The organism is Actinomycetospora termitidis (assembly GCF_030286555.1).
Lineage (GTDB): Bacteria > Actinomycetota > Actinomycetes > Mycobacteriales > Pseudonocardiaceae > Actinomycetospora > Actinomycetospora termitidis.
Genome location: NZ_JASVWF010000007.1, coordinates 149,369 through 174,183, shown reverse-complemented (window position 1 = coordinate 174,183; position 24,815 = coordinate 149,369). Strand labels below are relative to the sequence as shown.

The following is a 24,815-nucleotide window of genomic DNA, read 5'->3' as shown; positions in this document are numbered from 1 at the left end:
TCTCGTTCCCCTGTCGGGGGACGCGGGCGCCGCCGCGTGCTCACCGCTCGCGGACCCGGTCGAGCTCGTTGAGGCGCACCGCCTCCACCCGCACCGGTTGACCGGCCGGCAGTGCCTGCGCAGGCCGCCCGGGGACCTGCTCGGTGCGGGTCCGGTCCCGGACCGCGGTGGTGGCGCGGGACTGCTGCTGGGTGCGGCGGAACTCCGCGCACCGGGCCGCTTCCCGGGCCCGCCTCGGGGCGGTCACGACCCACCCGACGGCGGTCGCGACCGCGGCCACGATCAGCACGATCGCCCCGACCGCGCCGACCAGCCCGATCGCCGACGACACCGCAGCGTTCGCGGCGGCGAACCCCATCGCTGTCGACCCGAGCAGCCGCGTGACCAGGGCGAGCGCGGCCACCACCAGCACGCCGGCGACAAGCGCCGCACCGAGAGTGCCGCCCGCTTTCGACGCCGTGACCTTGACGCCGCCCACCCACATCGTCTTGCTGGTCATCACGCCTTCGCCTCCTGGCACAGCCGCACCGCTCGGGTGCGCCCCGTCGAGAACCTCTCCACGACCGCGTCCACGGTCGGGTCCTTCGCCTGCGGGTCGGCGAGCTGCTCACGCAGCCACGCCACCACGACCTCGTCCGAGTGCTTCGCCTTCGTCGCCCGAGCGCGGGCGGGACCGGTCGTCGACTTCGGTACCGGGACCGGCGTGGTGTCGTCGGTCCCGGTACCGGGCAGCGACACCAGCGCGGGCCGCTCGGCAGGCACCTGGACCGGTGTCGGCGGCTCCTCGCTGGGCGCCTGCGGCTGCTCCGCGGGTACCGGTCCCGTCTCGTGCCAGTACCGCGAGATCACCTCGACCATCAGCAGCAGGACCGCGGCGACCGACAGGCCGATCAGGAAGCCGTACGCCTGCACCCCGCCGGTCGCGGCCACCCCGGTGGCGATGGCCACGAGCAGGCCCGCCCGCACCCGGGTACGGCGGTCGCGGGTGGAGACGTACAGCGACGCCCCGGTGATCGACCCGACCTCGAGCATCGCGATCAGCGCGACCCGGGCCAGGTCACCGAGGTGGTGGCGCTCTCCGAGCTGCCAGGTCGACGACGCCGAGACGACGAACGCCCCGAGCAGGACCGCCCCGAGGGCGACGGTCAGCCAGCCGCGTCGCGCCCCTCGCGGTACTGCTTGAACCGTCGGTACGCCGTCCCGACCGGCAGCTGAGTGGCCCGCTCGATCTCCGGCCACGACATCCCCGTGTCGTGCAGGGCCTCCAGCAGTCGGCCCGTCCAGACCGGGGCCTCGTCCAGTACCAGCTCGGACTGCCGTACTCCCGCGATCAGTTCCTCGCGGTCCGCCGTCGTCAGGTCGCGCGCCAGCAGCGCCGATAGGCCGGTCAAGGCGCTCTGCTCCTCCCGGCTCGTCACGGCGCGGGAGAGTAGCCGTGTGGCTTTCCATATCTGAAAAGGTACGGGACTCCGGTACCGGTCGTCACACAGCTCGCGGGACCGGTACCGGAGTGGAGTACCGCTACAGGTACCGCTTGGCCCGACGCCTGATCTCGGCGACGTCGACGCCCGCTTCCCGGGCCAGGCCCTCGGCTGCATGGATGTCTCCGGCGCCATCGCCTCCGCCGGCGAGCCCTCCGGCCATGAGGGCAACCGCCGCGCGGGCCTTGCCCTTCCGGCCCCACGGCACGTGAGACTCGACCACGAGCTCCCGGCCGCGCCGCACCCACTTAACGGGCAGCCGCTCCCCGCGGCACGCCCGCGCGTGGACCATCTCGTGGTGGCTGACGCCGTCCGGGTCGCGGCTCACGCCGTTTCCCAGACCTCGGCGCGGATGGTGCGCGCACCGGCCCGTCGAGCGGATTCCACCCGCGACGCCCCGTCGACGAGCCGATAGCGCCGACCGTTGCGCTCCACGGTGATCGGCGGGCACGACCCGCGCCACGGCTTCACCCGGTGTTCGTCGGGCGAGTGCGACCCGTACAGCTTCGAGATCGGGATGGAACTCACGCCCGCGCTCCGGGCGCCCCGCGCGACGGGCGCGTTGCTCAGCCAGCCCATCACCGCTCACCGCCTCGACGCGCCCGACGACGGTCCCGCTCCCCCAGCACGAGCGCGGTCACGCCGCCGCCGACGAACAGGGCGACCAGCGCCCACCCGATCATCGGGTAGAACACGCCGAGCACGCCTGCACCTGCCGCGACGAACAGCACCACAACCGCCACAGGCAGCAGCGCGGCGGCCGTCGCTCGCGTGCTCACCCCTGCTCCCCGTCGTCCAGGTCGCGGCACCCGGCCGCCAGCATCGCCTGCCCCATCGCCACGGCCTGCGGGCCGGGCAGCGGCTCGATCTGCGTCCAGTGATCCACACCCTCGTGCGTGAGGGTGACTTCCCAGACCTCGGGCGGGTCCGAGCGCCACACGGCGCCGTATGGCCCGGTCGCGGTCGGCGACAGCAGCTTCCGCTCCTCGCGGCCCATCGCCAGTGTCATCGCTTGCTCACCTGCTCGTCTCCAGCCACTTCTTCACGTCCTCCCTCGCGTACCTGACGTCCCGGCCCACCCGGGACCACTTCGGACCGCGCGCGGCGGCCCTCCAGCGGCGCAGCGTCGACACGTCCACGTCGAGCCACGCCGCCACCTCGGCCGCCGACAGCAGCCGCGCCGGTTGCCTGCTCACAGCCCGTAGCGCATCCCTGCGCCCCAGCTCATGCACGGCCCGACCTCCGGGTAGTCCTCCCGCGCCTGGTCAAGCGCCCGCTGCATCGCCCAGATCAGGCACGCGAAGCGCAGGAACGGCTCGTCCCCGTCCACCGACGGGTACGCCCAGCACGCCACGTCGGACGCCGCGACCGCCACCTCGACGGTCATCGCCGACCCGGCATCGGCTCGTTCTTGCAGGTCACGCACCGGCAGTGCGCGCCGTGCGCCTCGCGGGACTCCCGCGACCGCCGCGCCACGTTCGCCGGCTTGTCGCCCTCGCGAGTCCGCGTGCTCCAGCCCATCGCTGCTCTCCTTCATCGACCCCGGCGACCATCGCCGGGTGGCTCCATGGTCCAACGACGTCGTCAGTCGCCGCACTACTGCTGGCTGCTCAGCGCACGGACGCGATCCGCGCCACCGGACAGCCCAGCTTGTTCACGGCCCACTCCTCGGTGCGCCGGAACCCGCACGCCAGCAGCGCCGCGTCCACCGACTCCGAGCCGTACAGCGCCACGAACTCGCGCACCGTCCGCGCCCGCTCGTCGACCAGCCGCACCCGGCCGTCGTCCTCCACCACCGCAGCCGCGATCGGCCGGCCCTCCACCTGCGCCCGCAGCTCCGCGAGCTCCTGGCCCTGCTCCTCGAGTGTGGCAGCCTGAGGCGAGGTGAGCGCGCGGGTCACAGTGACGGGGCTGTTGGGCATCTTCACGACCATGTTGCGGGTGCCCTCGATGTAGAGCTGGCCGCCGAAGCGCTGTATCTCGGTCACGGTGCCAACCTGAGGCAGCACGTCTCCGAGGCGGACGCACTGCGCAGTCGTTGCGAAGGTCCGGACAGCTGCGTCGACGGCGGGGTCCTCGGTCGTGGTGAGCCAGAGCCCGTCGGTGACGGTCATCAGAAACCTCCAGCGAGTGGCGGCCGGTCGATCCGGCCTGCCGTGCCCGCTCACACTCGCGCACGCCCGCGCAGCAAGTCAATACCGGCGACGTAGCCAGTCAGAGCAACCCGCCCGACGGTCGGGCACCATCACCCCCGTGGCAAACCCCGACGAGCAGCACGAACCATCCGAAGACGGACCACACGGCCCGTCCGACGAGCTCGTCCGCGAGGTCAACACCACCGCCGCCCGCTACCGCGACCAGCTCCGCGCCCGACGCGCCCTCGACCTCAAGACGCGGGGCCTGACCTGGGCCGACGTCGCCGAACACCCCGATTGCGGCTACTACGACGCCAAGGCCGCCTACGTCGCGGTCAAGCGCCTGCTCGAGCACATGCCCATGCAGTCGGCCGCCGAGTACCGCCGCGAAGCCCTCGCCCGCTACGAGCGGCTGCTCGCCAAGGTGTGGCCGGGTGCGATGGGCCTCGACCAGCACGGGGCGCCGCGGGAGAAGGGCGTCGACATGTGGGCGACGGACCGGGCGATGCAGTTGGTGGACCGGATCGCCGACCTGTCCGGCGCGAAACACGCCCCGCTCGAGGAGGTGAACCCGCCGACGCAGGGCGATCCGGACGTGGCCCCGGGCGCCGGCCGGTCGCTGGCGGCGCTGCTGGACCTGGACGACTCGGAAGCGCGGCAGGTGGCACGGGTGCTGGCGCCGATCCTGGCCCGCCGCAAGCAGCACCAGGTGATCGAAGCCTCGGACGGCGACTCGGGACGTATCCAGTAGGCAATAGTGTGTGACACAACGAGTAGGCGTGCGGTAGTGTCATACACATGACGACGGACTCCACGACCGCCACCGCCGATGCCCGCAAGCGCCAGCGCGCCACGCTGCTCGAGGTCGAAAACTTCCTCGCGATCGCCGAAGGGCTGGGCGTTGGCCGCGACGTCGCCAACGCTCGGGCTCTCGACCTGTGCGACGAGCGCCCCGACCTCGACAACGCAGAGGTGTTCATCCTCGTCCTTCGCGAGATCGTCGACGGCGAGCTGGCGTGAGCCCTCGCCCCGGCCCGCTGCGCCGGCCGATCAACGTACGGGTCGGCGCCACCGGCCGCGAGAAGTTGGAGGAGCGCGCCGAAGCTGAGTCAGGCGGCAACCTGTCCGAGTTCGCTCGGCGCTGCCTCGCCTACGCCGTGACCCGCATGCCTGTGGGCTGGACCCCCGAGATTGACAGGAGGAAGCCGTGAGCAAGACGACCGAGGGCGTGGGGCTGGCCGTGCCGGACAAGGCCGTGACGGCACTGGAACGCCACTACGACGACGTGCACCGCGACCTAGCGGACCTCAGCGGCATGATGCGGGAGACGGACGACTACGTGCGCGCGATCGCCGCCCCGGTCGTGGCGGCCGAGCTGCGGAGCTGGGCCGAGGACGTCGAGAACCAGTGCTGGTCCATGCAATCGCTGCCGACGGTGCTGCGCCGCCGTGCCGCTGAGCTGGACGTGACCCCGTGATCCGCCGCCTCTGGCACACCCACCGCACCCTCGGTCCGGACTCCCCCGGGCTGCTCGCGCTCGCGCGAGGCTGGGAACGGAAGGCGTAATGAGCGTCGTGCTCTTCTCGTGGCTGATGATCAGCAGCGTCGGCCTATCGATCCTGCTACTGATCTACGCGGGCGCGGTCCAGGTCAAAGCCGAGCGGACATTGCGGAAGGTCGACCGCGACTCGCGGCTTTAGGTGCCCGCGCCTGATCGCCCCGTGTGACGTCTCCTGCTAGCCTCTCGCCGACTACTGGCGACGCAGCGAGTCATCATCTAGGGGGTGCGGGTGGCGTCGAAAGACGGCCGCGAGTTCGTCAACATCTCGCTGCCCGACGGCATGAAAGCCGCCGTCGCCGAACTCGCCGGCCGCCGCGGCGTCACCATCTCCGGGCTCGGAAAGCTGCTGTTCGAGGACGCCCTTGACGGGGACGCCGCCGAGCAGGCGGCACGTCGGGCCGCCCCCGTCCCCTCGGGGGGCGGCCCGACGCTCGGCGCGGCCCGCAACGTCACCACCCGCATGCTCACCGGCGCCTGCCTGCACCCCATCCACCGCCGCGAGCTGTGGGGCGTCACCGAACGCTGCGCCGCCTGCGGCACCACCATCAGGGAGCCGGCCCGTGGGTGAGGTCATCGAGCTGTCCGACGCCACCAAGGTCGCCGACGTGGTGCCGCTGTGGGATTCGGTGCTTCATGACGTGCCGGGCGGCTACCTCGGCGAGCACGGCGAGGGCTACACCAGCCCGCACCGCTGGTTCGCGATCGACACCGGCGGCCGCCCGCGGCTCGTGCAGTGCCCCTGCCGCCCCTCGGTGCAGGTGCACCGCGAGGGCGCGCACATCGGGGCTGTCGTCGTCCACCACGCCTTCGACGGCCGCACCAACGGGACCACCGCGTGACCGCCGCCGCTGCCGTGTTCGACCTGTCGTGGCTTGTGCTCATGGCCTGGGCTACCTGGCGGTTCCCGGTGATCGCCCGATGACCCCCGCCCCCCGCGACGTCCTGCTCCGCGGCGCTTGCTGCCTCATCCTCGCCTGCGCGGTCCTCGCCGGCCTCGGGTGGTGGCCCTGGTGACCCTCACCCCCGATCTGGACCTCGGCCTGCTCGGCGACGTCGACACCGACGAGCTCCTCGAGCTGGCCTGCGCCGCCGACCTCGCCACGTTCGCCGAGCACAAGCTGGGCTACACGATGGCCCCGTTCCACTACGAGTGGTGCGATCTTGCCCAGACCGAGCGCCGCCTCGCCGTCGTCGCGCCGCGGGAGCACGCCAAGACGGCCACGTTCTTCGAGAACGCCACCACCTGGCGGTCCGTCTACACGCCCGGCCTGTGGACCTACGGCTTCTCGCAGACCCTTGATCAGGCCAAGGGCTTGCTCGCGCGCGTGCGCACCGCCATCGAAGCCGTGGCCCCCGAGCTCGTCGACGGCGCCGAAGTCGACCGGGCTGACGACCTCGTCCTGGCGAACGGCGCCCGGATCACCGTGGCCGGCGCCGGGAAGCGGGTCCGATCCGCGCACCCCGACGTGATCATCGGTGATGACGTGCTCGATGACGAGGGCACCGCCACCGAGCACCAGCGCCGCAAGACGGCCCGCTGGTGGTTCGGCACGGTCGCCAACATGGCCCACCCGGGCACCACCCGGCCCGCGCGGATGTGGGGCACCACGGCCATGGTCACGATGCCGGCCACCGTGATCCACCTCGTCGGCACGCCGTTCCACGCGTCCGACCTGCTGATGTCCATGCGGGACAACTCGCGCTACCACTTCCGTCGGTACTCCGCGGAGTGCGCGCCCGCCGAGCGCGTCGGCGGCACCTGGGCGGTCGAGATCGCATGACGTTCATCGAGCTGGTGCACAGCGTGGTCCCCGGCCTCACCGACGCCGAAGCCGACCACGTGCTGTGGGAGTACACACCGTTCCCCTGCACGACCCGACCCGACGAGCTGATGCCGTTCCTCATCGCGCACCAAGGCGAGGTCGTCGCCCGCTCCACGCACCTCGGAGCGCTCACGTGACCGCCGTGCTCGGCCGCACCGTCGTCGGGCCCGCCGACGACCCGCAGGCCGACACCCGCGCGCCCTCCGAGCCCGTCAACGTGCGGCACAGCCTGTGGTCGGCCCGCTGGCCGGCGATCGCTCTGCAGACGTGCATCGACACCGTGGAGGCCGCCCCTCCCGCCTTGCAGCCGCAGGTGCGTCGCGAGCTGCCGTGCGCCACCTGCCCGGAGAACACCCGCTGCCTGAACGCGAAGCGCGGCGAGATCGGGCCGCTGCTGTTCGACCGCGAGATTCAGACGTCGCCCCGCTCGTCGGAGTCGTCGCTGTTCCCCCGCGAACTCATGGCCCCGATGCTCGAGGTGGGCCTGGAGTGCCTGCCGCACTACCGCAAGCCCGAGTACGACGGGGACCGGTTCGTGGTCGTGTCCGGGTGGGACATGGCGTGGTCGGAGAAGGTCGGCGGCGACTACCTGGTGAAGGTGACCGCGGTCGGGGACCGGATGGGCCGCCAGCCGCACCGGGTCATCGACATCGAACGCCACCAGCGGATGTCGTACCCGCAGCAGGTCGCGCTCGTCGAGCAGCACCACCACCGCTACTCCACTGACTTGGATGTGATCGAGGGCGACGCCATGCAGATCGTGTACCGGCAGTCGCTGCAGGAGGGCACCACGGTCCCGGTCATGTCGCACCACGCGGCCGGGCAGAAACGCGACCTGCAGTCCGGTGTCCCGGGGATGATCGTCGACTTCACGAACCGCAGGTGGTCGTTCCCGTACCGCCGCGACGGCCGTGGCTTCGACGACGTCGAGACCCTCCTTGCCGAGTTCGAGGCGTTCGGCTGGGAGGACGGGAAGCTGCAGGGCTCCGGAGAGCACGACGACTGCGTGATGGCGTTCTGGCACTGCTGGTGGGGGATGCGACTGATGCTCGGCCAGGTCGGGGAGATCGCCACCGGGCTGCAGCAGGGGCGTGAGTGATGCCGACGGTCCCGCTGCACGGCGGCCCGCACGACGAGGGCTCGGTCGACGTGGAGCTCGACCCGTCCGGCCGTCTCCCGACCGTCGTCGCGTGCTTGGACGCCGACGCGCGCTCCGTGGAGTACGTGCTCGACGAGGACGGCGTTGCCTACAGCTACCGCGGCTTCGTCACCCCGGAGGGCGAGCACTGATGGGCCGGCACTCGCGTCGACGTCGCTCCGAGCGTGCCGCCGCTCGTCAGGAACGACACGCCCGCCAGCAGGCGCTCGTCGCCGAGCAGCAGCACCAGGAGGAGCTGCTGGGCTGGAAGCGCGCACGCCTCGCGGCGATCGCGGGCGGTGCCAGCGCCCGGGAAGCGCAGCGGATCGCCGGGCCGATGCCGCAACGTCGCCCAGCGCGGGTGCACGACGACACGCCCCCGACGACGCCGCTGAACCTCGCGGCCATGATCCCCGCCCCACGACGAGAGGACCAGCAATGAAGTTCCGGAAGAAGCCTGTCGAGATCGAGGCCGCGAAGTGGATGCGCAATGGCGATCATCCGGACGACGGCGGAGCGGAGACCGAGGGCGAGGTGGTCAGGTATTACCGCCACCCCGACGTGTCGGGGAACGAGGTCTGCGGCCACTGCTTTAGGCAGATGTACGACCACGGCTGGATCGACACGCTCGAAGGTGGTCACATCGTCTGCCCCGGCGACTGGATCATCACGGGCGTCAAGGGCGAGCAGTACCCGTGTAAGCCCGACATCTTCGAGCGCACGTACGACCGCGTCGGCGGTGGTCACTCGTGACCGCCCCGGAGCCCAACGAGGCCGAGCGAGACGTGGACGTGACCCCGCAGACGCAGGTCGTACTGGCCGACCTCTTTGAGCCGTCGGCCGGGACGGAGGGCCAGTGATTCGGCTGCTGCTGCGTCGCCTCGTCTGCTCGGTGGCGGTCGACGCGAAGAGCCGTGGCCCCGCGTACCGCCGGGGCAGGGCCGACGGGCACCTCGAAGCACGGGCGGGGGGTGCGCCGGTGACGTTCGACGATGCCGCGCTGAAGTCCGCCGCCGCAGCCGCCTACGAGGTGTCCCGAGGACGCCTGTCACGCAGCCACCTGCTCCGCGACCTCAACGCCGTCCCCCCGCCGTGGGAGGACGCGTCCGCCGCGATGCGCGCCCCCTGGCAGGTCGCGGCCAGGGCCGCTGTCGACGCCTACGCCGCCCACCTCGCCCTGTATGGAGCCGCCTCGTGACCACCGCCGTGCAGCCCACCACCGGTGCCGCCGTCGCCGACCAGAACCAGCGCTGGGCCACCCGCGAGGACTACCTCGCCGACCTCGAGAACCAGCGCCGCGACGGCATCAAAGGCCGCCGGCTCTACTACGCCGGCGAGCAGTACGACCTGGACAACGCGCTGTGCATGGCCGAGGTCCGCAAGCAGGGCGGGGACATCCGCTCGCCCGGCGAGAAGGGCATCGCCCGCGCCGCACTTGACCTGTTCCACCTGCCCGAGCACCTGCGTCGCCACGCCTACTCCACGCAGCTCGCCGAGTGCGTCGACTTCATCGCCGACCGTCTCGCCGACGGGTTCACCGTCGAGTCGAGCGCCGACGGGAAGCGACCGAGCGGCGACTCAGACCGCGACGACCGCCGCACCGACCCCGTCCAGACCATCATCGACTCCTGCCTGGCCGCGTCCCCCGCCTTGTCCGGTGGGGACGACGACGACGACCAGCTCACCATCGCCACCCTGCTCCGCGAAGCAGGGAAGGCCGGGGACGTGCCCGTGCTGGTCCGTTGGGACAACGTCGAGCAGCACGCGTGGCTGGAGCTGTGGAACTCCGAGCAGGTCGAGATGCGGTTCGTCGACGACCACCCCGACCGCCTCGAGCGGGTCCTGGTGGATCAGATGGACTGGCGGGTCGTGCCGGGAGGGGTCGGGAACGGGGAGCCGGAGCAGTGCACCATCCGCCGCGAGTGGGTGCTCTCCGACGCCCCGGAGGGCGCGGCCGGCGACCCGGACACCGACGGCCCGCGGGAGCGGCGCTGCGTGGAGCGGGTGTACATCATTGACAAGGGCGACGAGATCGCCGAGCGCCCCGCCGAGGTGATCGAGTGGGGCTCCCCGGTGCTGCCGTGGTGGGTGATCCGAGTGGAGCACCGCGACCTGCGCGACACCCGCGGCTCGAGCCTGATCACCGAGCAGGTGATGCGGCACGCCGACCGCTACAACGCCGTCGAGCAGCTCAGTTTCCTGATCGCCCGTGCCAACAGCCACTCCACGGTGGTGCTCACCGGGGAGGTCATGCCGCCGGGTGCGGTGCCGGGCGGGCAGGGCGCCGGGAAAGAGCAGGTGGTGCGCCGCGACGTCCTGGACGCCGCTATCTTCCCCGGCCAGGTGAACGCCACCGCCCTGTCGCTGCCCACCGACCCGCAGATGATCGAGCACCAGCGCAAGGTGCTGCTGGAGGCCCTGTACGGCAGCTTCGGGCTGCGCCGCTCCGATGCCGAAGCGGTCGCCGACACCGGGCAGGTGTCCGGCTACGCCCTGGAGATTCTCAACCAGAAGGACGCCGGCACGTTCGCCCGCATCCGCACCCTGCTGATCCGGGACATCAAGCGTCTCCTCGGCGTGGTGGTCGACTGCCACGCCGCGTGGGTGTCCGGGGCAACCACCCCGCCCGACCCGGCCGACGACGACCCGGCCACCGCCGACCCGAACGCCGAGCTCGGCACCGAGGAGGGCGACCGCCCGACCACCGGGGCGCGCGGCGACACCGACCCGTACCCGAACCGGCGGATCATCGTGTCACTCGGTACCGGGTGGATCGTCGACGAAGCCAAGTTCCGGGACGACTTCAACGCCAAGGCCCTGTCCCGCCGCGGCATGTGGCGCGAGCGGGGCCGGCCGGAGGACTGGATCGACCGCAACGAGGAGGAGCTGGACGAGGAAGGCGCCAAGGCGGTCGAGCAGGCGCAGAAGCGGATGGAGGCGACGGGGCTCGGCGAGGGCGGCCGGTTCGGCGCCCAGACGTCCGCTCAGAGCGGCCAGGACGCTGCGGCGGGGCGCACGGGCGCCATCCGCGGTGGCAGCAGCTCCACGGCGCAGGCAGGGCGCACCACGGGCGACGCCCGGCCACCGTCCGGGCGGGACCAAGCCGTCGGGGCGAACGCGAACGGGCGGAGCGAGCGGTGAGCGACTCGTGGCTGGTCGTGCATCGCTCGCCTCACAACGGCGCATGGATCAACCCGCGCGTGGTCTCCGCTGCCGTGGCTGAGACGTACGGCCGCGAGCAGGCCCGCCGCGGGGTCCGCACCCTCGCGCTGGACCTCGACGACGCCGAGAAGCGACTGGAGGCCGAGGAGTGACCCTCGCCTACGCCCAGGACCTCTGCAAGGCCGTGCGGATGCGCTGGCCCTCCGCGAAGGTCGCCCCCGGTCAAGTCACCGCCGACGGGGGCGGCAGGCCCGCCAAGGTGCTGGGCCGTCCCCGCCCGTGCGACGACTGCGGCACCTTCGTGGTGCCCCTCAAGCGCCCCGGCCGGATCGCCGGCCGCTGGTACCAGCTCGGCGGCCACGAGGTGAAGCCCAACGGCTGGTCCCGGGTGTCCTACCTGAACCACAACGCGGCCCGATGCCGCGCGGCCCTGCTCGGCAACCCGCTGATGCTGCCCGAGGTGTCGGGGGCGGAGCAGCTGCTGGCGCGGGCCACCGACGAACCGGAGGACGACGAGTGAGCACGGTCCTGATTGACGGCGCCACCATCTCCGTGCTGCCCGACCACGTGCGGGTCATGACCACGCACGACCCCGACGAATGTGCAGGCCGGACGTGCATCGTGCACTCGCCCACCGAGCACTCCATGCGCGGGATGCGCCTGCACTGGCGCGCTGACCGCGGCATTTTCGAGCGCACCTGCGAGCACCGCATCGGCCACCCCGACCCGGACCAGCAGGCGTACTGGCGCGCGCTGGCCGCTTCCGGGATGCACGGCCTCGACGGCGAGCCGCCGGAGCCAGTGACTCCCGACGACTGGGTGTCGGCGCAGATGACGCACGGTTGCGACGGCTGCTGCGCGTGACCACGGCCGACCGCATCCGAGCCGCCGCCATGTCCACCGCCGACGAACTCCTCGAGATGGAGGACGCCGCTTTCCGGGCCCTCGACGAGCGCATGGAGCGGGTCGCCCGCGCGGTCGCCCAGCGGATCGGGGAAGCCGGGCAGGACCGGGAGGGGCTGCTGCGGGACGACCTGCTGCCCGAGTCCGGGTGGCTGGTGCGGGTACTGCTGCCCCCGGTCGGGGACCTGCTGGCCCTCACCCGTGAGCGCGCGCTGGGCCTGGTCGCCGACCAGCTGGGGACGCTCGCCCGGAACGATGCGGAGCGTGCCGCCGCCGAGCTCGGGATCACGGCGGCGCGGGAGGCGGCCGGGCCGATCGAGCGGGACGGCTACACCTCGGTCGCGGACCGCCTGGAGGGAGCCCGGTTCCTAGTCGACGACGAGGTCACCGAGCAGAAGCGGCTTTGGGTCGTGTACGCCGAGCAGCCGCCGGCGCTGGTGTCGCGGCTATGCGCCCGTGACCGGGTGCCACTGCCCGGAACACGCACCCGGGGCGCTGTGTGGGGCCTGGAGGCGCCGGTGCGTCGCGGTGCGCGGGACGCCACCATCTCGGTCACCAACCAGCTGCTGCGGACCGGCATGGACGGCTGGAACAGAGCCCGGGCGTGAGCACCCCCGGGCAGTCGCTCGCCTTCGAGAGGGCCGAGAAGCGCGCGCAGGAGACGATGGCTTCCGGGCGGTTCACCATCCGCGAGCTCAAGCGCGGCCTCATCCACGTCATCGACAACCGCACCTCCGACATCTGCCTGGCTCTCGCCGCCGACAACCCGATCGTCGGGATGGACGAGGAGTTCGACACCCTCATCGGCCCGCAGATGGACCCGCCGTTCCATGATCACTGTCGGACCTTGGTCGTGCTGGTGGTCCCTGGGGACGTGGAGCCGCACGGCGCAGAGCAGGCCGAGGTGCAGGCCGAAGAGCGGGCCCGTGAGGAGCCGCCCGAGCAACGCAGGCCGTCGCGCACCGAGCGCCGCAAGCGTCGCCGCGAAGTGCAGCAAGACGTCGAGCGGCGCCGACGCGAGGAGCGGGAGCGTAGGCGCCGCGAGCGGGAGGCCCGTCGGGGCACCGAGCGTGGCACGTTGCGTGACCAGCAGCGAGGCCAGGGCTTTGCGAGCAGTGACGGACTGTCGTCCACGCCAAAGTCGACTCAAAGCCGCGACGTCCGCCGCGAGGGCGACGGCCCGCTCCCCGCGCCGATCGCACCGCAGCGGACGACGCTGCGCGAGTGGGTCGACACCGCCGCCGAGCTGAACCGAGCGCATCACTCGACGGCAGAGGACGACGAGGTGATGCGGATCTTGCTGCGCCGTCAGCGATGGACCAGAGAGCCCGTGGTCGTCGACCAGCAGCGCTTCCGCGCCGAGGCCGCGAACTCGGGCACCACCCTGCACCGCGGCATCGCCGGAGAGCCCTCCTCCGCGTCCGTCGTGAAGCCGAAGAGGAGCTACACGCCGGCCGAGCTCGTCGAGCACTACCGCGAGAACGTGACCTCGACCTACGAGCAGCGGAGTTCGCTGTCCGACTACGTGGGCGGCACCTACGTCGGTATCAACGATCGGCTGCGCTTCGGGGCGTCGTGGGTCAACGAGTGGGCCGAGGACGACATCCGGAACCTGGACAGCCTCCTGGCGGCGTACTCGGTGCCGGCGAACGTGCAGGTGGCCCGGGGCGTCAGCAGCAACGTGCCCGACGACCTGTCGCCAGGCGACGTGTTCGTCGGCGCGGGCTACCAGTCGACGAACCTCGGCACCGCGGCTGACGAGTTCAGCACCGCGTCCATCCTGCTGAACATCACCGTGCCCGCCGGAACTCCGGCGATCGTCGTCCGTGGCACCGGGGTCACGTTCAAGGCCGACGAGGACGAGCTGATTCTGGGTCACGGCACCCGCTACCTCGTGCAGTCCGAAGAGCGCCGGGGCACTCAGCGGGTGCTCTACGTCGTCGCACTTCCCCCGGAGGCACCGTGACCGGCCCGAACGATCCAGCCGACAGGTTCGTAGAGGACGACCTCCAGCCTGTCGAGCCCGACGTGTCCACCTCGGAGGAGGCGACGCGCATCCTGCTGGAGCAGGGCGTGCAGGCGTGGCGCGAGTACGTCGCCCGGGTATCTCGCTCGTGACCGCCCCGGCGAGGCGTGCAGCCGACTACGCCGAGGCCTTCGTGCGCGGACCTGCGCACCTCGGCCGCGGCGCTGGAGGCGTCGGCATCTACACGACCGAGGACGCGGACACGGCCCGGCAGTACGCAGGGAATGGCGGCGTCGTGGTGAGGGCGGTGCCGCTGGCCGGCGCCCGCCTCGTCGGCGTCGAGGAACTGCTGGCCCGCCGCGCGCAGGAGCTGGCGACGCTCACCGAGCGGGAGCAGCGCAGCTTACGCGTGCTTACCGAGGACCCGGGGCGTCTGGCCGCCGCTCTCGGCTACGACGCGGTCCGCTACCCGGACGGGACCGTGCTCGTCGTCAACCGGACCGCACTCGCAGTGGAGGAACCATGAGGCAGAGGCGAGGACGACGACGGGTCGGGCACGCCGCCCGCCCGTTCGGCATGGACGACCACGACGAGATGACAGGCGCGCTGCCGTGGGCGGACATCGAGGAGCAGGAGGCGCGGTCCCGCGCCATCGCGAAGGTCCTTGTGGAGGCGCTGGCATCGGGCCCAGATGCGGTCCGCGGGGCGATGAGCCGCCCGTCCGGCCCTCCGATGTGGCCGCCGATGTCCGTGCAGATCAGCCAGGCCGAGCAGGACCACCACGCCTTCCTCCGTCGTCGTTCCGCCGAGCTGGCCGTCGAGCGGGGACACGTCAGGCGGTGGACACGGTGAACCCTGTCGACGCCGGCAGCACCGAGGTGCCGAAGACGGTGCAGGAGCACCTGTGCCTCGCGCAGGCCGCGCTCGCTGAGCGCGTCAAAGCCGGTCTCGATCGGGACATGTCGATGGCGGCAATCGGCACGCTGAACGAGATGCTCCGGCAGATCAACGAACACCGCCCGGTCGGCGACAACGGGAAGCACGGCGTCGGGCGCTGCACCGAGACATGCGGCTGCGAGGGCCACCATGCGCCGTGGTCGCTGACGTTCTGGCCAGAGTGCAGCTGTGAGCAGTGACGTGCGCTCGGTCGTGTTCGGCACGGACGAGTCCTGCGACGTGCGAATCAGCGACGACCCGTACGTCTCCAACCGGCACTGCCGCGTGTTCGAGGACGATTGCGGCGATGTCTTCGTGGAGGATCTGGGGTCCACGAACGGCACCACGCTTCGACCGGACGGTGGTCCACCGTTGCTGAGCACGCGCGTGTACGGCCCGCGCAAGATCGCCCCCGGCACGGTCATCCGGGTCGGCCGCACGGATATCCCGTGGCGGCGCGCGTGAGCCCCGATCTGTCCCGGCGTGTCGGCCGTGCCCTGCACGCCGCCCAGCCAACCATCGAGGTGCGGGTGGCCGCCCAGTCGTGGACGTCGCACGCCGCCACGCTCGAGGAGCTGCCCGGGTGGCTGCGCCGCGAGGTGGCTCGAGGAGAACGACTGCTCGACAGGAGGAAGCCATGATCACGTCGTCCACAATTCAAGTCCCGCTGATCCCAAAGGCGGAGGCGGCACTCAAGGCGGCGTCCGCCCGCGACGGGCTCGGCCACGCCGACACGATGAACCGGGCCGTCCAGCTTTACGACGTCCTGAGCGAGGCACAGCGCGACGGTCGGAAGGTCTACGTCGACCAGCCCGGCGGCGGCACCCGTGAGCTGCTCTGGGACCCGCCAGCCTGATACCTCGCGCCCCGGCGTCAACGTCACCTCCCCCGGAGCCCACCCCGGGCAGAGGAGCGAAGGACGTCGCCAGAGGGTGGGCCCGTCTTTCGCCCACCCGACGTCCTGCGCCGGGGCGCACACCTCACCTACCCTCGCCGTCGTGCCGCACGGAGGCGAGGTCGTCGAGATACCGCCGGAGCGGTGCCCGAACGGCTGCCGCTGGGGACGCCCGGTCAACGGGGTCACGCTGTTCACCGTCGGCTGGCAGCCGTGCAACTGCCCGGCGGTGCGCGCCTCCGCCCCCCACGGGCACCGGCTCTACGAGTGCTGCCGACCGGGCTGCGACGGGCAGGTGCTGCGCCCGCCGTGCTCGGCGCCGCTGTCCGACTACGCTGGCATCCTCACCCACCGACCGCGCTAGGCTCGCCGCACGGACGGGCGCCTGTCGTGGGACGCCTCGACACCCGACCGCCGGCATAGTCGCCCGCCGTCCGCCCTCGCCCCCGGGCGCTGGAGGCCAGCTACCCGGGGGCGTTGTGCTGCTCGACGCCGTGTGACGAACCCGCCCGCCCTGCTCGCAGCACGGGCGCACCCGCGACCCCGTGTGGATCGTGACCGCCCGACGATCCCCGACGGGCGCGTCTGCGACAGGGAACCGCTGGTGGGGCCCGGCAGGCCGAACGGGACGTGATGGGACGTCACCGAGGAGGCCACCGTGGCGGACGACGCCAGCACGCAGTCCGGCACCGACGGCGCCAAGGGCGACGCCGGCACCGAGCAGCGCGCACACGACGGCAAGCAGGGCGACAGCGGGAAGGGCGGCTCCGGCCAGTCCGACGCCCATCTCGACTCGCTTCTCGGCGGCAAGGGCACGGACCGGACCGGGACGGGCCAACAGGACACGAAGGGCGACGACCAGGGCAAGCAGGACGACAGCAAGAGCGGGGACCTCTCCGAGGGCCAGCTCAAGCAGGTCGCCGACATGCTCGCCCCGGCCATGCAGCAGTACGCCCAGCAGATCGCCGACCGGCTCGTGAACGCGCAGGGCAAGCAGCTGCGCAAGGGCCAGCGCGACGACGACCAGCAGGGCAAGGGCGACGACAAGGGCCAGGACCGGCAGCGCTCCGACCGGGACGACGACGGCCCGTCGCGCGCCGACCAGCGCGAAGCCGACCTCGAGCTGCGGTCCGAGCTCCGCGAGCTGCGCCCCGACGGCGCCGGAGCCGAGTACCGAAGCCTCGCCGAAGGCATCGGGCGTCGCTACCTCGCCGACAACCTCGCCGACGGGCAGCGCCCGGAGCGGGCCGCCCGCAACGCCGCGAAGGCAGCCACGGCCGACATCGAGTCGTTCCGGAAGGCCGTGCAGACCGAAACCGTCGGCTACCTGCGCCGCAAGGGCCAGATCGTCGAGGGCGCCGGCAAGGGCCAGGGAGGCGGCTCGTCGGCCGCCGGGGCGACCGGGGCTGCCGCGGGCAGCGAGGAGCAGGCCATCCGCCGGGCGCGGGCCATGGCCGAGGAGTTCAACCAGGCCAACGGCCACAAGGCCACCACGGGCACGGCCACCACCTGAGATCAGGAGAAGCGGACATGGCGCAGTACAACTCCGGCGGCGGCTACACGCCCGGCTACCGGCACGACCCGATCGACCTGGGCTACCAGGTCGACTTCCTCGCTTCCGAGCGCTACACGGTCAAGCAGGGCGGCATCACGATCGACCCGGCCACCGTGTCCGCGAACTCGGACGGCAAAAAGGTCGTCAAGGGCGGCACCGTCATGGGCAAGATCACCGCCACCGGGAAGTACGGGCCCTACGCCTCCGGCGCCTCCGACGGCCGCCAGGCCGCGGTCGGCGTGCTGTTCGCCGGGGACATCCGCGTCGACGGCGGCGACACCGTCGCCGGCCTGATGATCCAGGGCTCCGTGAAGGAGGCCCGGCTCACCGGCCTCGACGCGACCGCCAAGACGGCGCTCACCCCGCGCTTCATCTTCCAGTAGGCCCGTTCCCCCGGCAGCCGACCCGAACCGTCAGGAGAAACCGATCATGGCCGGTACCCCACTACACCTGCTGGAGGAGTTCCAGCCGGGCGTGCTGCTGGGCTTCATCCGCAACCTCAAGGTCGACCCGACCTACCGCTCCGAGGAGTTCGCGCCCTCGCAGCAGATCGACGACATCGTCTTCGAGTACCTCAAGGGCGTCAACGACTTCCCGGTGATGGCCGACATCATCTCGTGGGACGCCGAGGCGCCGCTCGGTGGGCGTCCGGGCGCCGGGGAGCGGCTGACCGGTGAGCTGCCGCCGATCAAGCGGAAGTCCCGCATCTCCGAGAAGGAGATCATCCGCCGGTACCGCAACCCGCGAGCTGGCACCCAGGACGAGCAGGCCGCGATCCGCGGCGTCTACTCGGACCTCGAGCGGCACGTCCGCGGCATTCAGGCCACCGCCGAGTGGCTGACGATGCAGGCGCTCACTGAGCCCGCCGTGGTGTTCGACGAAGGCGGCGTGAAGATCCGCTTCGACTACGGCCACCCCGCCGAGCAGCGGTTCAACCTGGTGACCCGCAAGAACGGCGCCAACGCCGACCTCGCGAACAACGGGTTCCTCGGACCGGTGTGGACCGACTACGCCGACTCGACGCCGCTCACGGACCTGCAGAACCTGTCGGACTGGATGTTCGACCGCACCGGCGAGCGGCCCGTCCGCTTCCTGTGCGACCCGTCGACGATCATCCACCTCTGCCAGTCCGCGCAGATCAAGGGCTGGATGTTCGACCAGAACGCCCCCAACCGGCCGCTGTCGCCGGCCGAGGTCAACCAGGCGCTGCAGCAGTTCTCCCTGCCGACCCCGGACCCGTACCGGGTGACGGTGAAGAAGGAGAACCCGGACGGCACCCTGGCGACGCTGGCGTGCACGAAGCCGGAGAAGATCACGCTGCTGCCCGCGCAGACCGTCGGCAACAAGCTGTGGGGTCCGACCGCGGAGTCCCGACTGCTCGACTCCCGCTACTCGACGCAGGCCCCCGGCATCGTCGGGCAGGTCTACTCGAAGGACGAGCCGCCGTCGGAGTGGACGAAGGCCGCCGCGGTCATGTTCCCGACCATGCCGAACATCGACAAGACGGTGCAGGTCACGGTCCGCGACCCCGCGGCTGCGGCGCTCGCCCCCGTCTGATCGCAGCCCACCTCCAGGAGGGAGGGGTCATGAGGATCGCCTTGAGCGACGACCCCTGGGGCCGCAACATCGGCCACGCCGCGCGGGTCCTGCTCGACGACGACCGGGTAGGACCGTGCGGCACCCCCGCGTGCTTGAGCGAGGACGGCGGGGACGAGGAGTACACGCCCGCGATGGGCGGCTGGCAGCTGCTGGTCCGCCAGCGCGGCGAGCGCGGGCGGGACGCCGACGGCACTGCCCTCTACGGCTGGGCCGACGTGTGGTCCGGCAAGGCGCAGGTGTCCGCCGACAACCGCGGCCTCGCCCTCAACCGGGGGCGCACCGAGACCTCGGATCAGGCCGGCCAGAGCTTCGAGACGGTCACGGCGCTGCTCCCCGGCGCCGTGAGCCTCGACCTCACCGAGACCGCCGTCGCCTGGGACGACGACGGCCACCGGTGGGAGATCACCGCGGTCGAGCCGGGTGCGGGCGGCACGCAGCTGCGGATGCAGCGGGTGGTCGACGATGCCACGTAGCCGCATCGACGTCGGCGGCGCCATCGACACCTGGATCCGCGAGCTACCGAACCTCGGCCGCGCCCGGGACATGCACGACGACTGGGCACAGGCCACGCACCTCATGCTCGAGGCCGCTCGCGGGCACACCCACGTCGACACCGGGCAGCTCCGGGCCACTTCCTACTCGACTACCCAGGCCCGCGGGGCTTGGCAGATCGAGGGCCGCATCCTGTGGCCGGCCCGCAACCCGGACACCGGGTACCACTACGCACAGCAGGAGTTCGGCCTGCCGAACATCCAGCGGTTCCGCCGGCACGCTGGCACCGACCACGATGCGCCCGCCCTCGCCTTCGCCGAGGCCTACCCTGCGTTCATCGAAGCGATCGGCTCCGGGCTCGAGCGCCAGGTCCGGGGGTGGGCCTGATGGAGCTCGCCCCCGCCGCGCGCCGCGAGCTGCTCTCGCGCCCCGCCGTGACTGGCTACGTGCAGGGCCGCGTGTTCAAGTACAAGCTCGACCAGCACGTCGACCAGAAGGGCACCCGTGCGGTCGTCGTCGCCCCCGACGGCGGCTGGGCGCAGCCCAACCCAGTGAACACGCCCGCCTTTCAGCTGCTGCGCGTCGAGTGCTGGGCCGACTGCTCCCGCGAGGACGACGGCCACGGCCGCCTCGAGAAGGCAGCCGGGGACGCGATCGACAACGCGTGGGCGCTGTACCGGGCGGTGGACCGCGAGCTCCACCCGCCCGGCGGCATCCGCGGCGTCCGCTGGGGCGCGGTCGGTTCCGACCCGGGGCTGCTGGTCGTCACCTGCCAGCGCTGGACGGAGCCGAACTGGCACGACGCGGACAACCCGGACGGGTCGGGGAGGAACTTCGGGGAGGCCGCGATGGTCACCACCACCTACGCCCTGCAGCTCAGCTACGGGCGCGACTAGGAAGGAGGTCACCCACTGATGCCGAAGAAGAAGCGCAGTGGAGGCGGCTCGTCCCGCTTCTACAGCAAGGCTCAGTGGCGACCAGCTGGGCCTTCGCCACGAAGCAGCCCTGGGCTCGTCGCCACGCCCGTAAGACGCCGGGCGGCAAGGTCGTGAGGTACCGCCGCCTCCCCGCGAAGAAGCGCCGCGGCCGCACCGCGAGGGGACGCCGGTGAGCATCGTCGAGTCCGAGATCGACCCGCCCGCAGTCGAGGAGTGGCTCGCCGCCACGTCTGGACGGCTGGCGTTCGACGTCGGCGCCAACCAGGGCCGGCTCACCGCCGAGCTCGCCGAGCGGTTCGAGCGGGTCATGGCATTCGAGCCGTGCGTCGAGTCGGTGGCGCTGATCTATCGGCTCGCGCTGCCCAACGTCACCGTCGTGGACGCCGCCGTGTCCGACCGGCCCGGGGAGGTGCGGCTCGCCGAGCAGACCAGCCACATCGCGAAGGGCCAGCTGACGTCGCCCGACTTCGTGGGCGACGGAGCGTGGAGCTCGGACGGCGGGCTCGGCTGGGGGCAGGTCACCGGGTGGCGCACCGTCCCCGCCACCACCCTCGACGTGCTCGGTCGCCGCTACGCCCCCGACTTCGTCAAGGTCGACGTGGAAGGGCACGAGGAGCGTGTCGTGGCCGGCGGGCTGCGGATGTTCTCCGAGCACCGGCCCGCGTTCTACATCGAGGTCCACGACCGGCGTCGCGGTCACGCCATCGAGTCGATGCTCGCCCCGCTCTATCCGCGTCTCGCGGTGATCCAGCACCCCGGCTACGCGCCTGGCGACTACGGGCACCGCAACCACTACTGGCTCGTCTCGGAGGCCCGATGACCCTGCGGATGCTGGTGCACGGCCCTGCGAACAGCCTGTCCGGATACGGGCAGGACGTGATCGGGCTGGTGCGGGCGCTGATCGAGGCCGGGGTGCAGGTCGACCTGTGGCCGTCGTCGATCCTGCCGCCGGTGCCCCCCGAGGTCGCGGCGCTGATGACCCGCACCCTCGCCCCGCCATACGACGCGGTGCTGCTGTACAACCCGCCCGCCGACATCACCCCGTGGGAGTTCTCCGGGTGGGGCGACAAGCTGATCGGCTGGACGATGTGCGAGTCCACGCCGGCGCAGACCGGGTGGCTCGGCGACTGGTACGACCCGGAGGACCCGGACCAGGCCGCCGGGCATCTGTGGTCCCGCCGTCCCCGGCGGGCGGTGTCCGGGCCGAAGGGGTGGCTGGACCTGCTGCTGGTGACGTGCCCGATGAACGTCGACGCGTTCGCCGCGCTCGACCCGCACGTGCCGATCGAGGTGCTCACCCCGGGGCTGCGGATCGAGGACTGGCCGGAGCTGCGCCGCGACCGTGACCCGGGCGCACCGGTGGTGTTCGGCTGCGAGGGTGTGCTCGGCGGCCGGAAGGACCCGGCGACGCTGTTCAAGGCGTGGGACGGGTTCCGGGCCATGTACCCGGGCCTCGACTCCCGGCTCGAGCTGCACGTGGCCGGGGACCCGCGGGAGTGCCGGGCCCGCGCCGCGGCCCGCGACGACGTCGTCGTGCACGTCGGGCCGTGGTCGCAGCGCCAGGAGCTCGACTGGTACCAGACCGTGGACTGCTGGGTGTCCACGTCCCGCGGGGAGGGCGTCAACAAGCCCGCGGTGCAGGCCCTCGCGACCGGGATGCCGGTGATCGCCGCGCCGTGGGGCGGGCACGAGACGTGGATGCACCCCGACCACTCGTACGCCGCCGACTACCGGGAGGTCGCGACCGGCGACGGCGACGCCATGCACGTCGAGGTGGACGCCTCGCACGTCGCCGAGCTGATGGGCGAGGCCGCACTCGACCCGCAGGACCGCCGACGCAAGGGCGCGTCCGGCGCCCGGTTCGTGGCCGCGTCGCTCGGCTGGGACCGCCAGGTCGGGGAGCTGCTACGTCTGGTGGGCCGGGCGTGAACACGGCCGGGTCGGTGCTCGTCGTGGAGCTGTTCGTCGACCAGGACACCGACGAGGCCGCGGTGGTCCGCACGGGGCTGCGCGCGTTCCGCGCGGTCCGCACCGTGGTCCCGGTCCGCGGGGCACCGGACGACCATCAGGCGCTGGTGGCGCTGGCCCGAAGCAACCTGCAGCGCCGCAACGACGAGCTGGAGCGCGAGGTCGCCGAGCTCCGGATGCGCCTGGAGGGCGTCACGGCGTCGACAACCGGGGAGCTGCCCACGGTGCGGGACATGCTGGCTGCGAAACCGGTGCGTCGGGCCGGGGAGCCAGGGTGAGCGACGCGGTCGATGTCCGCTGCCCGGTGAACCCGGGCCGGCTGTTCATGCGTCTGCGGCAGCGTGACCCGGACGTGCAGGTGGTGCAGCCGGGGAACGTGCTCGAGGTGAAGTGCCGGGACTGCACGAAGGCCCGCGGCCGCGACGTGGTGCACACCTGGAACGTGCTCGGCGAGTACCTCGGGGACCTCTAGAGACCGGCGTCGCGTTCCTCGCGGCGCATGTCGGCGTGCCGACCCTTCACGAACAGCGCGAGCACTGCGATCGGAATCAGCCACACCACCAGCGACCAGCCCACGAACGTCGGGCGGCCCTGGGTGAGCCACAGGACGACGAACACCCACGACCACACCGTCCAGCCGATCCCGAGCACCCAGTAGACCCGGCGGGCGCCGGCGTACATGTCGCGGGCCAACGCGACACGCTCGTGCGGCTCCAGGCCGGGTCCGGTGACGTAGCGCAGCCCACCATCGCCGCTGCTGCGGCGCGGGGACCAGACGAACGGGCCGGGCAGGCCGACCTGGAACCGGAAGGGCACGACACGGGCGTCGTCGCCCGCCCGTCCGGTGTTACCGGCCGCCGTGTGACGAACGGTGCCCGCACGCGGGCGATCCGGGCGGCAGCGCGCGGTACGGGGCGACCCTGCCCGTCGACCGGTAGAGCCCCGCGGGCTCGCCCGACTGACGCCCCGGAGGCTCCACGGTGACCACGCCGCTGATGAACGTCGAGGGGTTCTCCCTCTCCCACGCCCAGATCCTCGACGGCTCTGAGACCTTCGAGGCCGCGCTGACGAAGACGAACACCACGCAGGACGGGTGGGACATCTACGGCGTGCGCGAGGCGTCGCTCGACGTCGACGACGACGACTGGTCGAACGAGGGCGACGACGACGTCCTGTCGCGCTGGCAGTGGATCAACTACGTGGAGATCGAGGTCGTCGCCGGTTACTTCGGCTTCAAGACCTACGAGCGGCTCACCAAGCGGGCCACCACCTCGTCCGGGACGGGCGCGGCCACGATCTACCGCGCGGACCTGTGGCACGAGGACGACAACAACCTGCCGCCGTTCCCGCTGCTGCTCAAGATGCCGTCGCGTGACTCCCGCGGCACCGTCCGCTCCCTGGTCATCGGCATCTACCGGTTCCAGCCGGGCCCGATCGGCTTCGAGGGCCCCGAGTACAAGGAGGGCTTCTCCGTCTCCTACAACGGCTCGGGGACGAAGACGCTCTACAACGAGACCGGGGCCGCGTTCTCGGACGGCAAGAAGCGCTGCGCGGCGATCATCTCGACCGCCGCCTGACCCACCTCTTCGACGTAGGGAGTAGAGCGGCATGACCGCCCCCACCGACACCACCGTCCCCCAGGACCCCACGGCCCCCTCCCCGGACGGGGCGCAGGCCGTGGCACCCGACGCCGCGACCTCGAGCCCCGCAGCGCCGGACCCCGCTGGTGCACCGGCTCCGGAGCAGCCCCCGGCCGCCCCGGAGCCGGTCACCGCACCCACCGCCGAGCAGCCGAAGACCGAGGACGGCGACGAGGGCGACCTGCCCACGATCCTCCCCGACCCGGCCACGCTCACCGTGGCGGGCATCCCCGCCCGGGTGCGGCGCATCAACCTGCGCGAGCTGATGCTGCTCGCCCAGGTCGTCTCCGCCGGGCTCGGATCGAACCTCGCCCGCCTCGACTTCGCGAACATGACCGACGAGAAGATGATCGGTCTCGCGCTGATCGCGCTGCCCGAAGCCGGCCCGGAACTCACCGCGTTCACCCGCGCCGTCGTCGAGGCCCGCGACCCCGCCCAGCACAACGAGCTGACCGCCGCCGTCGAGAACCCCGCGATCGAGGACTTCCTCAACATCGCCGGTGTCCTCATCGTCCAGGAGAAGGACGAGTTCGCGCGCCTGGGAAAACACCTGCAGCAGATGGTGCGAGGGCTGCAGGCCCTCTGGCGGACCGGCAAGCGCGGGACCTGACCGGGGAGAACGA

The 24,815-nt window shown here is 71.9% G+C and carries 49 protein-coding genes; 37 read left to right on the top strand and 12 right to left on the bottom strand.

Translation table 11 applies throughout. The annotated features are described in order from the left end of the window. Positions 1–40: 40 nt before the first annotated feature. From QRT03_RS26010 to QRT03_RS25960, 11 genes are all read right to left on the bottom strand, one after another. The gene (locus QRT03_RS26010) at positions 41–499 is read right to left on the bottom strand and encodes a hypothetical protein (RefSeq protein WP_286056043.1); all 459 of its coding nucleotides are present in this window, start codon (positions 497–499) and stop codon (positions 41–43) included. Then, the gene (locus QRT03_RS26005; protein WP_286056042.1) at positions 499–1,239 is read right to left on the bottom strand and encodes a hypothetical protein; all 741 of its coding nucleotides are present in this window, start codon (positions 1,237–1,239) and stop codon (positions 499–501) included. The genes QRT03_RS26010 and QRT03_RS26005 overlap by 1 nt, the downstream gene beginning before the upstream one ends. After that, positions 1,146–1,418: a hypothetical protein gene (locus QRT03_RS26000; RefSeq protein ID WP_286056041.1), complete on the bottom strand. Its 273-nt coding sequence runs from the start codon at positions 1,416–1,418 to the stop codon at positions 1,146–1,148. The genes QRT03_RS26005 and QRT03_RS26000 overlap by 94 nt, the downstream gene beginning before the upstream one ends. A 103-nt stretch (positions 1,419–1,521) precedes the next feature. Continuing rightward, entirely contained in the window at positions 1,522–1,809 is a 288-nt protein-coding gene (locus QRT03_RS25995) for a hypothetical protein (protein ID WP_286056040.1), read from the bottom strand. Further along, positions 1,806–2,060: a hypothetical protein gene (locus QRT03_RS25990; protein WP_286056039.1), complete on the bottom strand. Its 255-nt coding sequence runs from the start codon at positions 2,058–2,060 to the stop codon at positions 1,806–1,808. Before QRT03_RS25990 ends, QRT03_RS25995 begins: the two co-directional genes overlap by 4 nt. Further along, on the bottom strand, positions 2,060–2,260 hold the full coding sequence (locus QRT03_RS25985) for a hypothetical protein (RefSeq protein WP_286056038.1): 201 nt from the start codon (positions 2,258–2,260) through the stop codon (positions 2,060–2,062). Before QRT03_RS25985 ends, QRT03_RS25990 begins: the two co-directional genes overlap by 1 nt. After that, entirely contained in the window at positions 2,257–2,490 is a 234-nt protein-coding gene (locus QRT03_RS25980; protein WP_286056037.1) for a hypothetical protein, read from the bottom strand. The genes QRT03_RS25985 and QRT03_RS25980 overlap by 4 nt, the downstream gene beginning before the upstream one ends. A 7-nt stretch (positions 2,491–2,497) precedes the next feature. Continuing rightward, positions 2,498–2,677 carry a helix-turn-helix transcriptional regulator gene (locus tag QRT03_RS25975; RefSeq protein ID WP_286056036.1) on the bottom strand — a complete coding sequence of 60 codons (180 nt, stop codon included), beginning with the start codon at positions 2,675–2,677 and terminating at the stop codon, positions 2,498–2,500. Next, positions 2,674–2,868: a hypothetical protein gene (locus QRT03_RS25970; RefSeq protein WP_286056035.1), complete on the bottom strand. Its 195-nt coding sequence runs from the start codon at positions 2,866–2,868 to the stop codon at positions 2,674–2,676. The genes QRT03_RS25975 and QRT03_RS25970 overlap by 4 nt, the downstream gene beginning before the upstream one ends. Next, the gene (locus QRT03_RS25965; RefSeq protein WP_286056034.1) at positions 2,865–3,002 is read right to left on the bottom strand and encodes a hypothetical protein; all 138 of its coding nucleotides are present in this window, start codon (positions 3,000–3,002) and stop codon (positions 2,865–2,867) included. The genes QRT03_RS25970 and QRT03_RS25965 overlap by 4 nt, the downstream gene beginning before the upstream one ends. 89 nt (positions 3,003–3,091) lie before the next feature. Beyond that, the gene (locus tag QRT03_RS25960; protein WP_286056033.1) at positions 3,092–3,469 is read right to left on the bottom strand and encodes a hypothetical protein; all 378 of its coding nucleotides are present in this window, start codon (positions 3,467–3,469) and stop codon (positions 3,092–3,094) included. A gap of 265 nt (positions 3,470–3,734) precedes the next feature. Here QRT03_RS25960 and QRT03_RS25955 point away from each other — a divergent pair, with 265 nt between their 5' ends. From QRT03_RS25955 to QRT03_RS25785, 35 genes are all read left to right on the top strand, one after another. Further along, positions 3,735–4,367, top strand: a complete 633-nt coding sequence (locus QRT03_RS25955) for a helix-turn-helix domain-containing protein (protein WP_286056032.1) — start codon at positions 3,735–3,737, stop codon at positions 4,365–4,367. A 47-nt stretch (positions 4,368–4,414) separates the two neighbouring features. Beyond that, positions 4,415–4,636 carry a hypothetical protein gene (locus tag QRT03_RS25950; protein WP_286056031.1) on the top strand — a complete coding sequence of 74 codons (222 nt, stop codon included), beginning with the start codon at positions 4,415–4,417 and terminating at the stop codon, positions 4,634–4,636. Between the two features lie 187 nt (positions 4,637–4,823). Next, the gene (locus QRT03_RS25945; RefSeq protein WP_286056030.1) at positions 4,824–5,093 is read left to right on the top strand and encodes a hypothetical protein; all 270 of its coding nucleotides are present in this window, start codon (positions 4,824–4,826) and stop codon (positions 5,091–5,093) included. A gap of 88 nt (positions 5,094–5,181) precedes the next feature. Beyond that, positions 5,182–5,316, top strand: coding sequence for a hypothetical protein (locus tag QRT03_RS25940; protein WP_286056029.1), 135 nt, complete (start codon positions 5,182–5,184; stop codon positions 5,314–5,316). A gap of 84 nt (positions 5,317–5,400) precedes the next feature. Then, a complete protein-coding gene (locus QRT03_RS25935) occupies positions 5,401–5,745 on the top strand; it encodes a hypothetical protein (protein ID WP_286056028.1) in 345 nt (114 codons plus the stop codon). Further along, complete coding sequence (locus tag QRT03_RS25930; RefSeq protein WP_286056027.1) at positions 5,738–6,016, top strand: hypothetical protein; 279 nt, start codon at positions 5,738–5,740, stop codon at positions 6,014–6,016. The genes QRT03_RS25935 and QRT03_RS25930 overlap by 8 nt, the downstream gene beginning before the upstream one ends. Before the next feature lie 171 nt (positions 6,017–6,187). Further along, the gene (locus tag QRT03_RS25925) at positions 6,188–6,958 is read left to right on the top strand and encodes a hypothetical protein (RefSeq protein WP_286056026.1); all 771 of its coding nucleotides are present in this window, start codon (positions 6,188–6,190) and stop codon (positions 6,956–6,958) included. Next, positions 6,955–7,137, top strand: a complete 183-nt coding sequence (locus QRT03_RS25920) for a hypothetical protein (protein WP_286056025.1) — start codon at positions 6,955–6,957, stop codon at positions 7,135–7,137. The genes QRT03_RS25925 and QRT03_RS25920 overlap by 4 nt, the downstream gene beginning before the upstream one ends. Beyond that, positions 7,134–8,099 carry a phage terminase large subunit family protein gene (locus QRT03_RS25915; RefSeq protein WP_286056024.1) on the top strand — a complete coding sequence of 322 codons (966 nt, stop codon included), beginning with the start codon at positions 7,134–7,136 and terminating at the stop codon, positions 8,097–8,099. Before QRT03_RS25920 ends, QRT03_RS25915 begins: the two co-directional genes overlap by 4 nt. Continuing rightward, the gene (locus QRT03_RS25910; protein WP_286056023.1) at positions 8,099–8,290 is read left to right on the top strand and encodes a hypothetical protein; all 192 of its coding nucleotides are present in this window, start codon (positions 8,099–8,101) and stop codon (positions 8,288–8,290) included. The genes QRT03_RS25915 and QRT03_RS25910 overlap by 1 nt, the downstream gene beginning before the upstream one ends. Next, positions 8,290–8,580 carry a hypothetical protein gene (locus QRT03_RS25905; protein WP_286056022.1) on the top strand — a complete coding sequence of 97 codons (291 nt, stop codon included), beginning with the start codon at positions 8,290–8,292 and terminating at the stop codon, positions 8,578–8,580. The genes QRT03_RS25910 and QRT03_RS25905 overlap by 1 nt, the downstream gene beginning before the upstream one ends. Next, complete coding sequence (locus QRT03_RS25900) at positions 8,577–8,891, top strand: hypothetical protein (RefSeq protein WP_286056021.1); 315 nt, start codon at positions 8,577–8,579, stop codon at positions 8,889–8,891. The genes QRT03_RS25905 and QRT03_RS25900 overlap by 4 nt, the downstream gene beginning before the upstream one ends. A gap of 226 nt (positions 8,892–9,117) precedes the next feature. Then, positions 9,118–9,336: a hypothetical protein gene (locus tag QRT03_RS25895; RefSeq protein WP_286056020.1), complete on the top strand. Its 219-nt coding sequence runs from the start codon at positions 9,118–9,120 to the stop codon at positions 9,334–9,336. After that, positions 9,333–11,279, top strand: coding sequence for a hypothetical protein (locus QRT03_RS25890; RefSeq protein WP_286056019.1), 1,947 nt, complete (start codon positions 9,333–9,335; stop codon positions 11,277–11,279). The genes QRT03_RS25895 and QRT03_RS25890 overlap by 4 nt, the downstream gene beginning before the upstream one ends. Positions 11,280–11,448: 169 nt before the next feature. Continuing rightward, entirely contained in the window at positions 11,449–11,820 is a 372-nt protein-coding gene (locus tag QRT03_RS25885; RefSeq protein ID WP_286056018.1) for a hypothetical protein, read from the top strand. Beyond that, positions 11,817–12,164: a hypothetical protein gene (locus QRT03_RS25880; protein ID WP_286056017.1), complete on the top strand. Its 348-nt coding sequence runs from the start codon at positions 11,817–11,819 to the stop codon at positions 12,162–12,164. The genes QRT03_RS25885 and QRT03_RS25880 overlap by 4 nt, the downstream gene beginning before the upstream one ends. Then, a complete protein-coding gene (locus QRT03_RS25875; protein ID WP_286056016.1) occupies positions 12,161–12,811 on the top strand; it encodes a hypothetical protein in 651 nt (216 codons plus the stop codon). The genes QRT03_RS25880 and QRT03_RS25875 overlap by 4 nt, the downstream gene beginning before the upstream one ends. After that, on the top strand, positions 12,808–14,169 hold the full coding sequence (locus tag QRT03_RS25870; RefSeq protein ID WP_286056015.1) for an ADP-ribosyltransferase: 1,362 nt from the start codon (positions 12,808–12,810) through the stop codon (positions 14,167–14,169). Before QRT03_RS25875 ends, QRT03_RS25870 begins: the two co-directional genes overlap by 4 nt. A gap of 148 nt (positions 14,170–14,317) precedes the next feature. Beyond that, positions 14,318–14,695: a hypothetical protein gene (locus QRT03_RS25865; RefSeq protein ID WP_286056014.1), complete on the top strand. Its 378-nt coding sequence runs from the start codon at positions 14,318–14,320 to the stop codon at positions 14,693–14,695. Further along, on the top strand, positions 14,692–15,021 hold the full coding sequence (locus QRT03_RS25860) for a hypothetical protein (RefSeq protein ID WP_286056013.1): 330 nt from the start codon (positions 14,692–14,694) through the stop codon (positions 15,019–15,021). The genes QRT03_RS25865 and QRT03_RS25860 overlap by 4 nt, the downstream gene beginning before the upstream one ends. Next, complete coding sequence (locus tag QRT03_RS25855) at positions 15,009–15,305, top strand: hypothetical protein (RefSeq protein ID WP_286056012.1); 297 nt, start codon at positions 15,009–15,011, stop codon at positions 15,303–15,305. The genes QRT03_RS25860 and QRT03_RS25855 overlap by 13 nt, the downstream gene beginning before the upstream one ends. Then, positions 15,295–15,570, top strand: a complete 276-nt coding sequence (locus QRT03_RS25850; RefSeq protein WP_286056011.1) for an FHA domain-containing protein — start codon at positions 15,295–15,297, stop codon at positions 15,568–15,570. Before QRT03_RS25855 ends, QRT03_RS25850 begins: the two co-directional genes overlap by 11 nt. After that, positions 15,567–15,746, top strand: coding sequence for a hypothetical protein (locus tag QRT03_RS25845; RefSeq protein ID WP_286056010.1), 180 nt, complete (start codon positions 15,567–15,569; stop codon positions 15,744–15,746). The genes QRT03_RS25850 and QRT03_RS25845 overlap by 4 nt, the downstream gene beginning before the upstream one ends. Then, positions 15,743–15,961, top strand: a complete 219-nt coding sequence (locus QRT03_RS25840; RefSeq protein ID WP_286056009.1) for a hypothetical protein — start codon at positions 15,743–15,745, stop codon at positions 15,959–15,961. The genes QRT03_RS25845 and QRT03_RS25840 overlap by 4 nt, the downstream gene beginning before the upstream one ends. A gap of 142 nt (positions 15,962–16,103) precedes the next feature. Beyond that, the gene (locus QRT03_RS25835; RefSeq protein WP_286056008.1) at positions 16,104–16,364 is read left to right on the top strand and encodes a hypothetical protein; all 261 of its coding nucleotides are present in this window, start codon (positions 16,104–16,106) and stop codon (positions 16,362–16,364) included. A gap of 294 nt (positions 16,365–16,658) precedes the next feature. Beyond that, entirely contained in the window at positions 16,659–17,513 is an 855-nt protein-coding gene (locus QRT03_RS25830) for a hypothetical protein (protein ID WP_286056007.1), read from the top strand. Between the two features lie 17 nt (positions 17,514–17,530). After that, entirely contained in the window at positions 17,531–17,938 is a 408-nt protein-coding gene (locus QRT03_RS25825) for a head decoration protein (RefSeq protein WP_286056006.1), read from the top strand. Positions 17,939–17,984: 46 nt separating this feature from the next. Next, positions 17,985–19,112: a major capsid protein gene (locus QRT03_RS25820; RefSeq protein WP_286056005.1), complete on the top strand. Its 1,128-nt coding sequence runs from the start codon at positions 17,985–17,987 to the stop codon at positions 19,110–19,112. 29 nt (positions 19,113–19,141) lie between these two features. Continuing rightward, entirely contained in the window at positions 19,142–19,627 is a 486-nt protein-coding gene (locus QRT03_RS25815; protein WP_286056004.1) for a hypothetical protein, read from the top strand. Then, positions 19,617–20,033: a hypothetical protein gene (locus QRT03_RS25810; RefSeq protein ID WP_286056003.1), complete on the top strand. Its 417-nt coding sequence runs from the start codon at positions 19,617–19,619 to the stop codon at positions 20,031–20,033. Before QRT03_RS25815 ends, QRT03_RS25810 begins: the two co-directional genes overlap by 11 nt. Beyond that, entirely contained in the window at positions 20,033–20,542 is a 510-nt protein-coding gene (locus QRT03_RS25805) for a hypothetical protein (RefSeq protein WP_286056002.1), read from the top strand. Before QRT03_RS25810 ends, QRT03_RS25805 begins: the two co-directional genes overlap by 1 nt. Before the next feature lie 211 nt (positions 20,543–20,753). Then, entirely contained in the window at positions 20,754–21,404 is a 651-nt protein-coding gene (locus QRT03_RS25800; RefSeq protein ID WP_286056001.1) for an FkbM family methyltransferase, read from the top strand. Continuing rightward, positions 21,401–22,513: a glycosyltransferase family 4 protein gene (locus tag QRT03_RS25795; protein ID WP_286056000.1), complete on the top strand. Its 1,113-nt coding sequence runs from the start codon at positions 21,401–21,403 to the stop codon at positions 22,511–22,513. Before QRT03_RS25800 ends, QRT03_RS25795 begins: the two co-directional genes overlap by 4 nt. Further along, entirely contained in the window at positions 22,510–22,830 is a 321-nt protein-coding gene (locus tag QRT03_RS25790; protein ID WP_286055998.1) for a hypothetical protein, read from the top strand. The genes QRT03_RS25795 and QRT03_RS25790 overlap by 4 nt, the downstream gene beginning before the upstream one ends. Continuing rightward, positions 22,827–23,024 (top strand): hypothetical protein, encoded by a 198-nt coding sequence (locus QRT03_RS25785; protein ID WP_286055997.1) that lies wholly within the window; start codon positions 22,827–22,829, stop codon positions 23,022–23,024. Before QRT03_RS25790 ends, QRT03_RS25785 begins: the two co-directional genes overlap by 4 nt. Here QRT03_RS25785 and QRT03_RS25780 read toward each other — a convergent pair. Then, complete coding sequence (locus QRT03_RS25780; RefSeq protein WP_286055996.1) at positions 23,021–23,368, bottom strand: hypothetical protein; 348 nt, start codon at positions 23,366–23,368, stop codon at positions 23,021–23,023. The two genes, QRT03_RS25785 and QRT03_RS25780, sit on opposite strands and share 4 nt — an antisense overlap. Before the next feature lie 164 nt (positions 23,369–23,532). On the opposite strand from QRT03_RS25780, the gene QRT03_RS25775 reads away from it, so the two are divergent. Together QRT03_RS25775 and QRT03_RS25770 are read left to right on the top strand one after the other, a co-directional pair. Then, positions 23,533–24,129, top strand: coding sequence for a hypothetical protein (locus tag QRT03_RS25775; RefSeq protein ID WP_286055995.1), 597 nt, complete (start codon positions 23,533–23,535; stop codon positions 24,127–24,129). A gap of 31 nt (positions 24,130–24,160) precedes the next feature. Further along, positions 24,161–24,802: a hypothetical protein gene (locus QRT03_RS25770; protein ID WP_286055993.1), complete on the top strand. Its 642-nt coding sequence runs from the start codon at positions 24,161–24,163 to the stop codon at positions 24,800–24,802. Positions 24,803–24,815: the final 13 nt, after the last annotated feature.

Excerpts from the sequence above, each read along its gene's own strand:
- QRT03_RS25825 (WP_286056006.1), top strand. The coding sequence starts at position 17,531 with ATGGCGCAGTACAACTCCGGCGGCGGCTACACGCCCGGCTACCGGCAC.
- QRT03_RS25940 (WP_286056029.1), top strand. The coding sequence starts at position 5,182 with ATGAGCGTCGTGCTCTTCTCGTGGCTGATGATCAGCAGCGTCGGCCTA.
- QRT03_RS25980 (WP_286056037.1), bottom strand. The coding sequence starts at position 2,490 with ATGACACTGGCGATGGGCCGCGAGGAGCGGAAGCTGCTGTCGCCGACC.
- QRT03_RS26010 (WP_286056043.1), bottom strand. The coding sequence starts at position 499 with ATGACCAGCAAGACGATGTGGGTGGGCGGCGTCAAGGTCACGGCGTCG.
- QRT03_RS25820 (WP_286056005.1), top strand. The coding sequence starts at position 17,985 with ATGGCCGGTACCCCACTACACCTGCTGGAGGAGTTCCAGCCGGGCGTG.
- QRT03_RS25795 (WP_286056000.1), top strand. The coding sequence starts at position 21,401 with ATGACCCTGCGGATGCTGGTGCACGGCCCTGCGAACAGCCTGTCCGGA.
- QRT03_RS25990 (WP_286056039.1), bottom strand. The coding sequence starts at position 2,060 with ATGGGCTGGCTGAGCAACGCGCCCGTCGCGCGGGGCGCCCGGAGCGCG.
- QRT03_RS25905 (WP_286056022.1), top strand. The coding sequence starts at position 8,290 with ATGGGCCGGCACTCGCGTCGACGTCGCTCCGAGCGTGCCGCCGCTCGT.
- QRT03_RS25910 (WP_286056023.1), top strand. The coding sequence starts at position 8,099 with ATGCCGACGGTCCCGCTGCACGGCGGCCCGCACGACGAGGGCTCGGTC.
- QRT03_RS25815 (WP_286056004.1), top strand. The coding sequence starts at position 19,142 with ATGAGGATCGCCTTGAGCGACGACCCCTGGGGCCGCAACATCGGCCAC.
- QRT03_RS25805 (WP_286056002.1), top strand. The coding sequence starts at position 20,033 with ATGGAGCTCGCCCCCGCCGCGCGCCGCGAGCTGCTCTCGCGCCCCGCC.
- QRT03_RS25840 (WP_286056009.1), top strand. The coding sequence starts at position 15,743 with ATGATCACGTCGTCCACAATTCAAGTCCCGCTGATCCCAAAGGCGGAG.
- QRT03_RS25970 (WP_286056035.1), bottom strand. The coding sequence starts at position 2,868 with ATGACCGTCGAGGTGGCGGTCGCGGCGTCCGACGTGGCGTGCTGGGCG.
- QRT03_RS25770 (WP_286055993.1), top strand. The coding sequence starts at position 24,161 with ATGACCGCCCCCACCGACACCACCGTCCCCCAGGACCCCACGGCCCCC.
- QRT03_RS25810 (WP_286056003.1), top strand. The coding sequence starts at position 19,617 with ATGCCACGTAGCCGCATCGACGTCGGCGGCGCCATCGACACCTGGATC.
- QRT03_RS25860 (WP_286056013.1), top strand. The coding sequence starts at position 14,692 with ATGAGGCAGAGGCGAGGACGACGACGGGTCGGGCACGCCGCCCGCCCG.
- QRT03_RS25965 (WP_286056034.1), bottom strand. The coding sequence starts at position 3,002 with ATGGGCTGGAGCACGCGGACTCGCGAGGGCGACAAGCCGGCGAACGTG.
- QRT03_RS25950 (WP_286056031.1), top strand. The coding sequence starts at position 4,415 with ATGACGACGGACTCCACGACCGCCACCGCCGATGCCCGCAAGCGCCAG.
- QRT03_RS25900 (WP_286056021.1), top strand. The coding sequence starts at position 8,577 with ATGAAGTTCCGGAAGAAGCCTGTCGAGATCGAGGCCGCGAAGTGGATG.
- QRT03_RS25920 (WP_286056025.1), top strand. The coding sequence starts at position 6,955 with ATGACGTTCATCGAGCTGGTGCACAGCGTGGTCCCCGGCCTCACCGAC.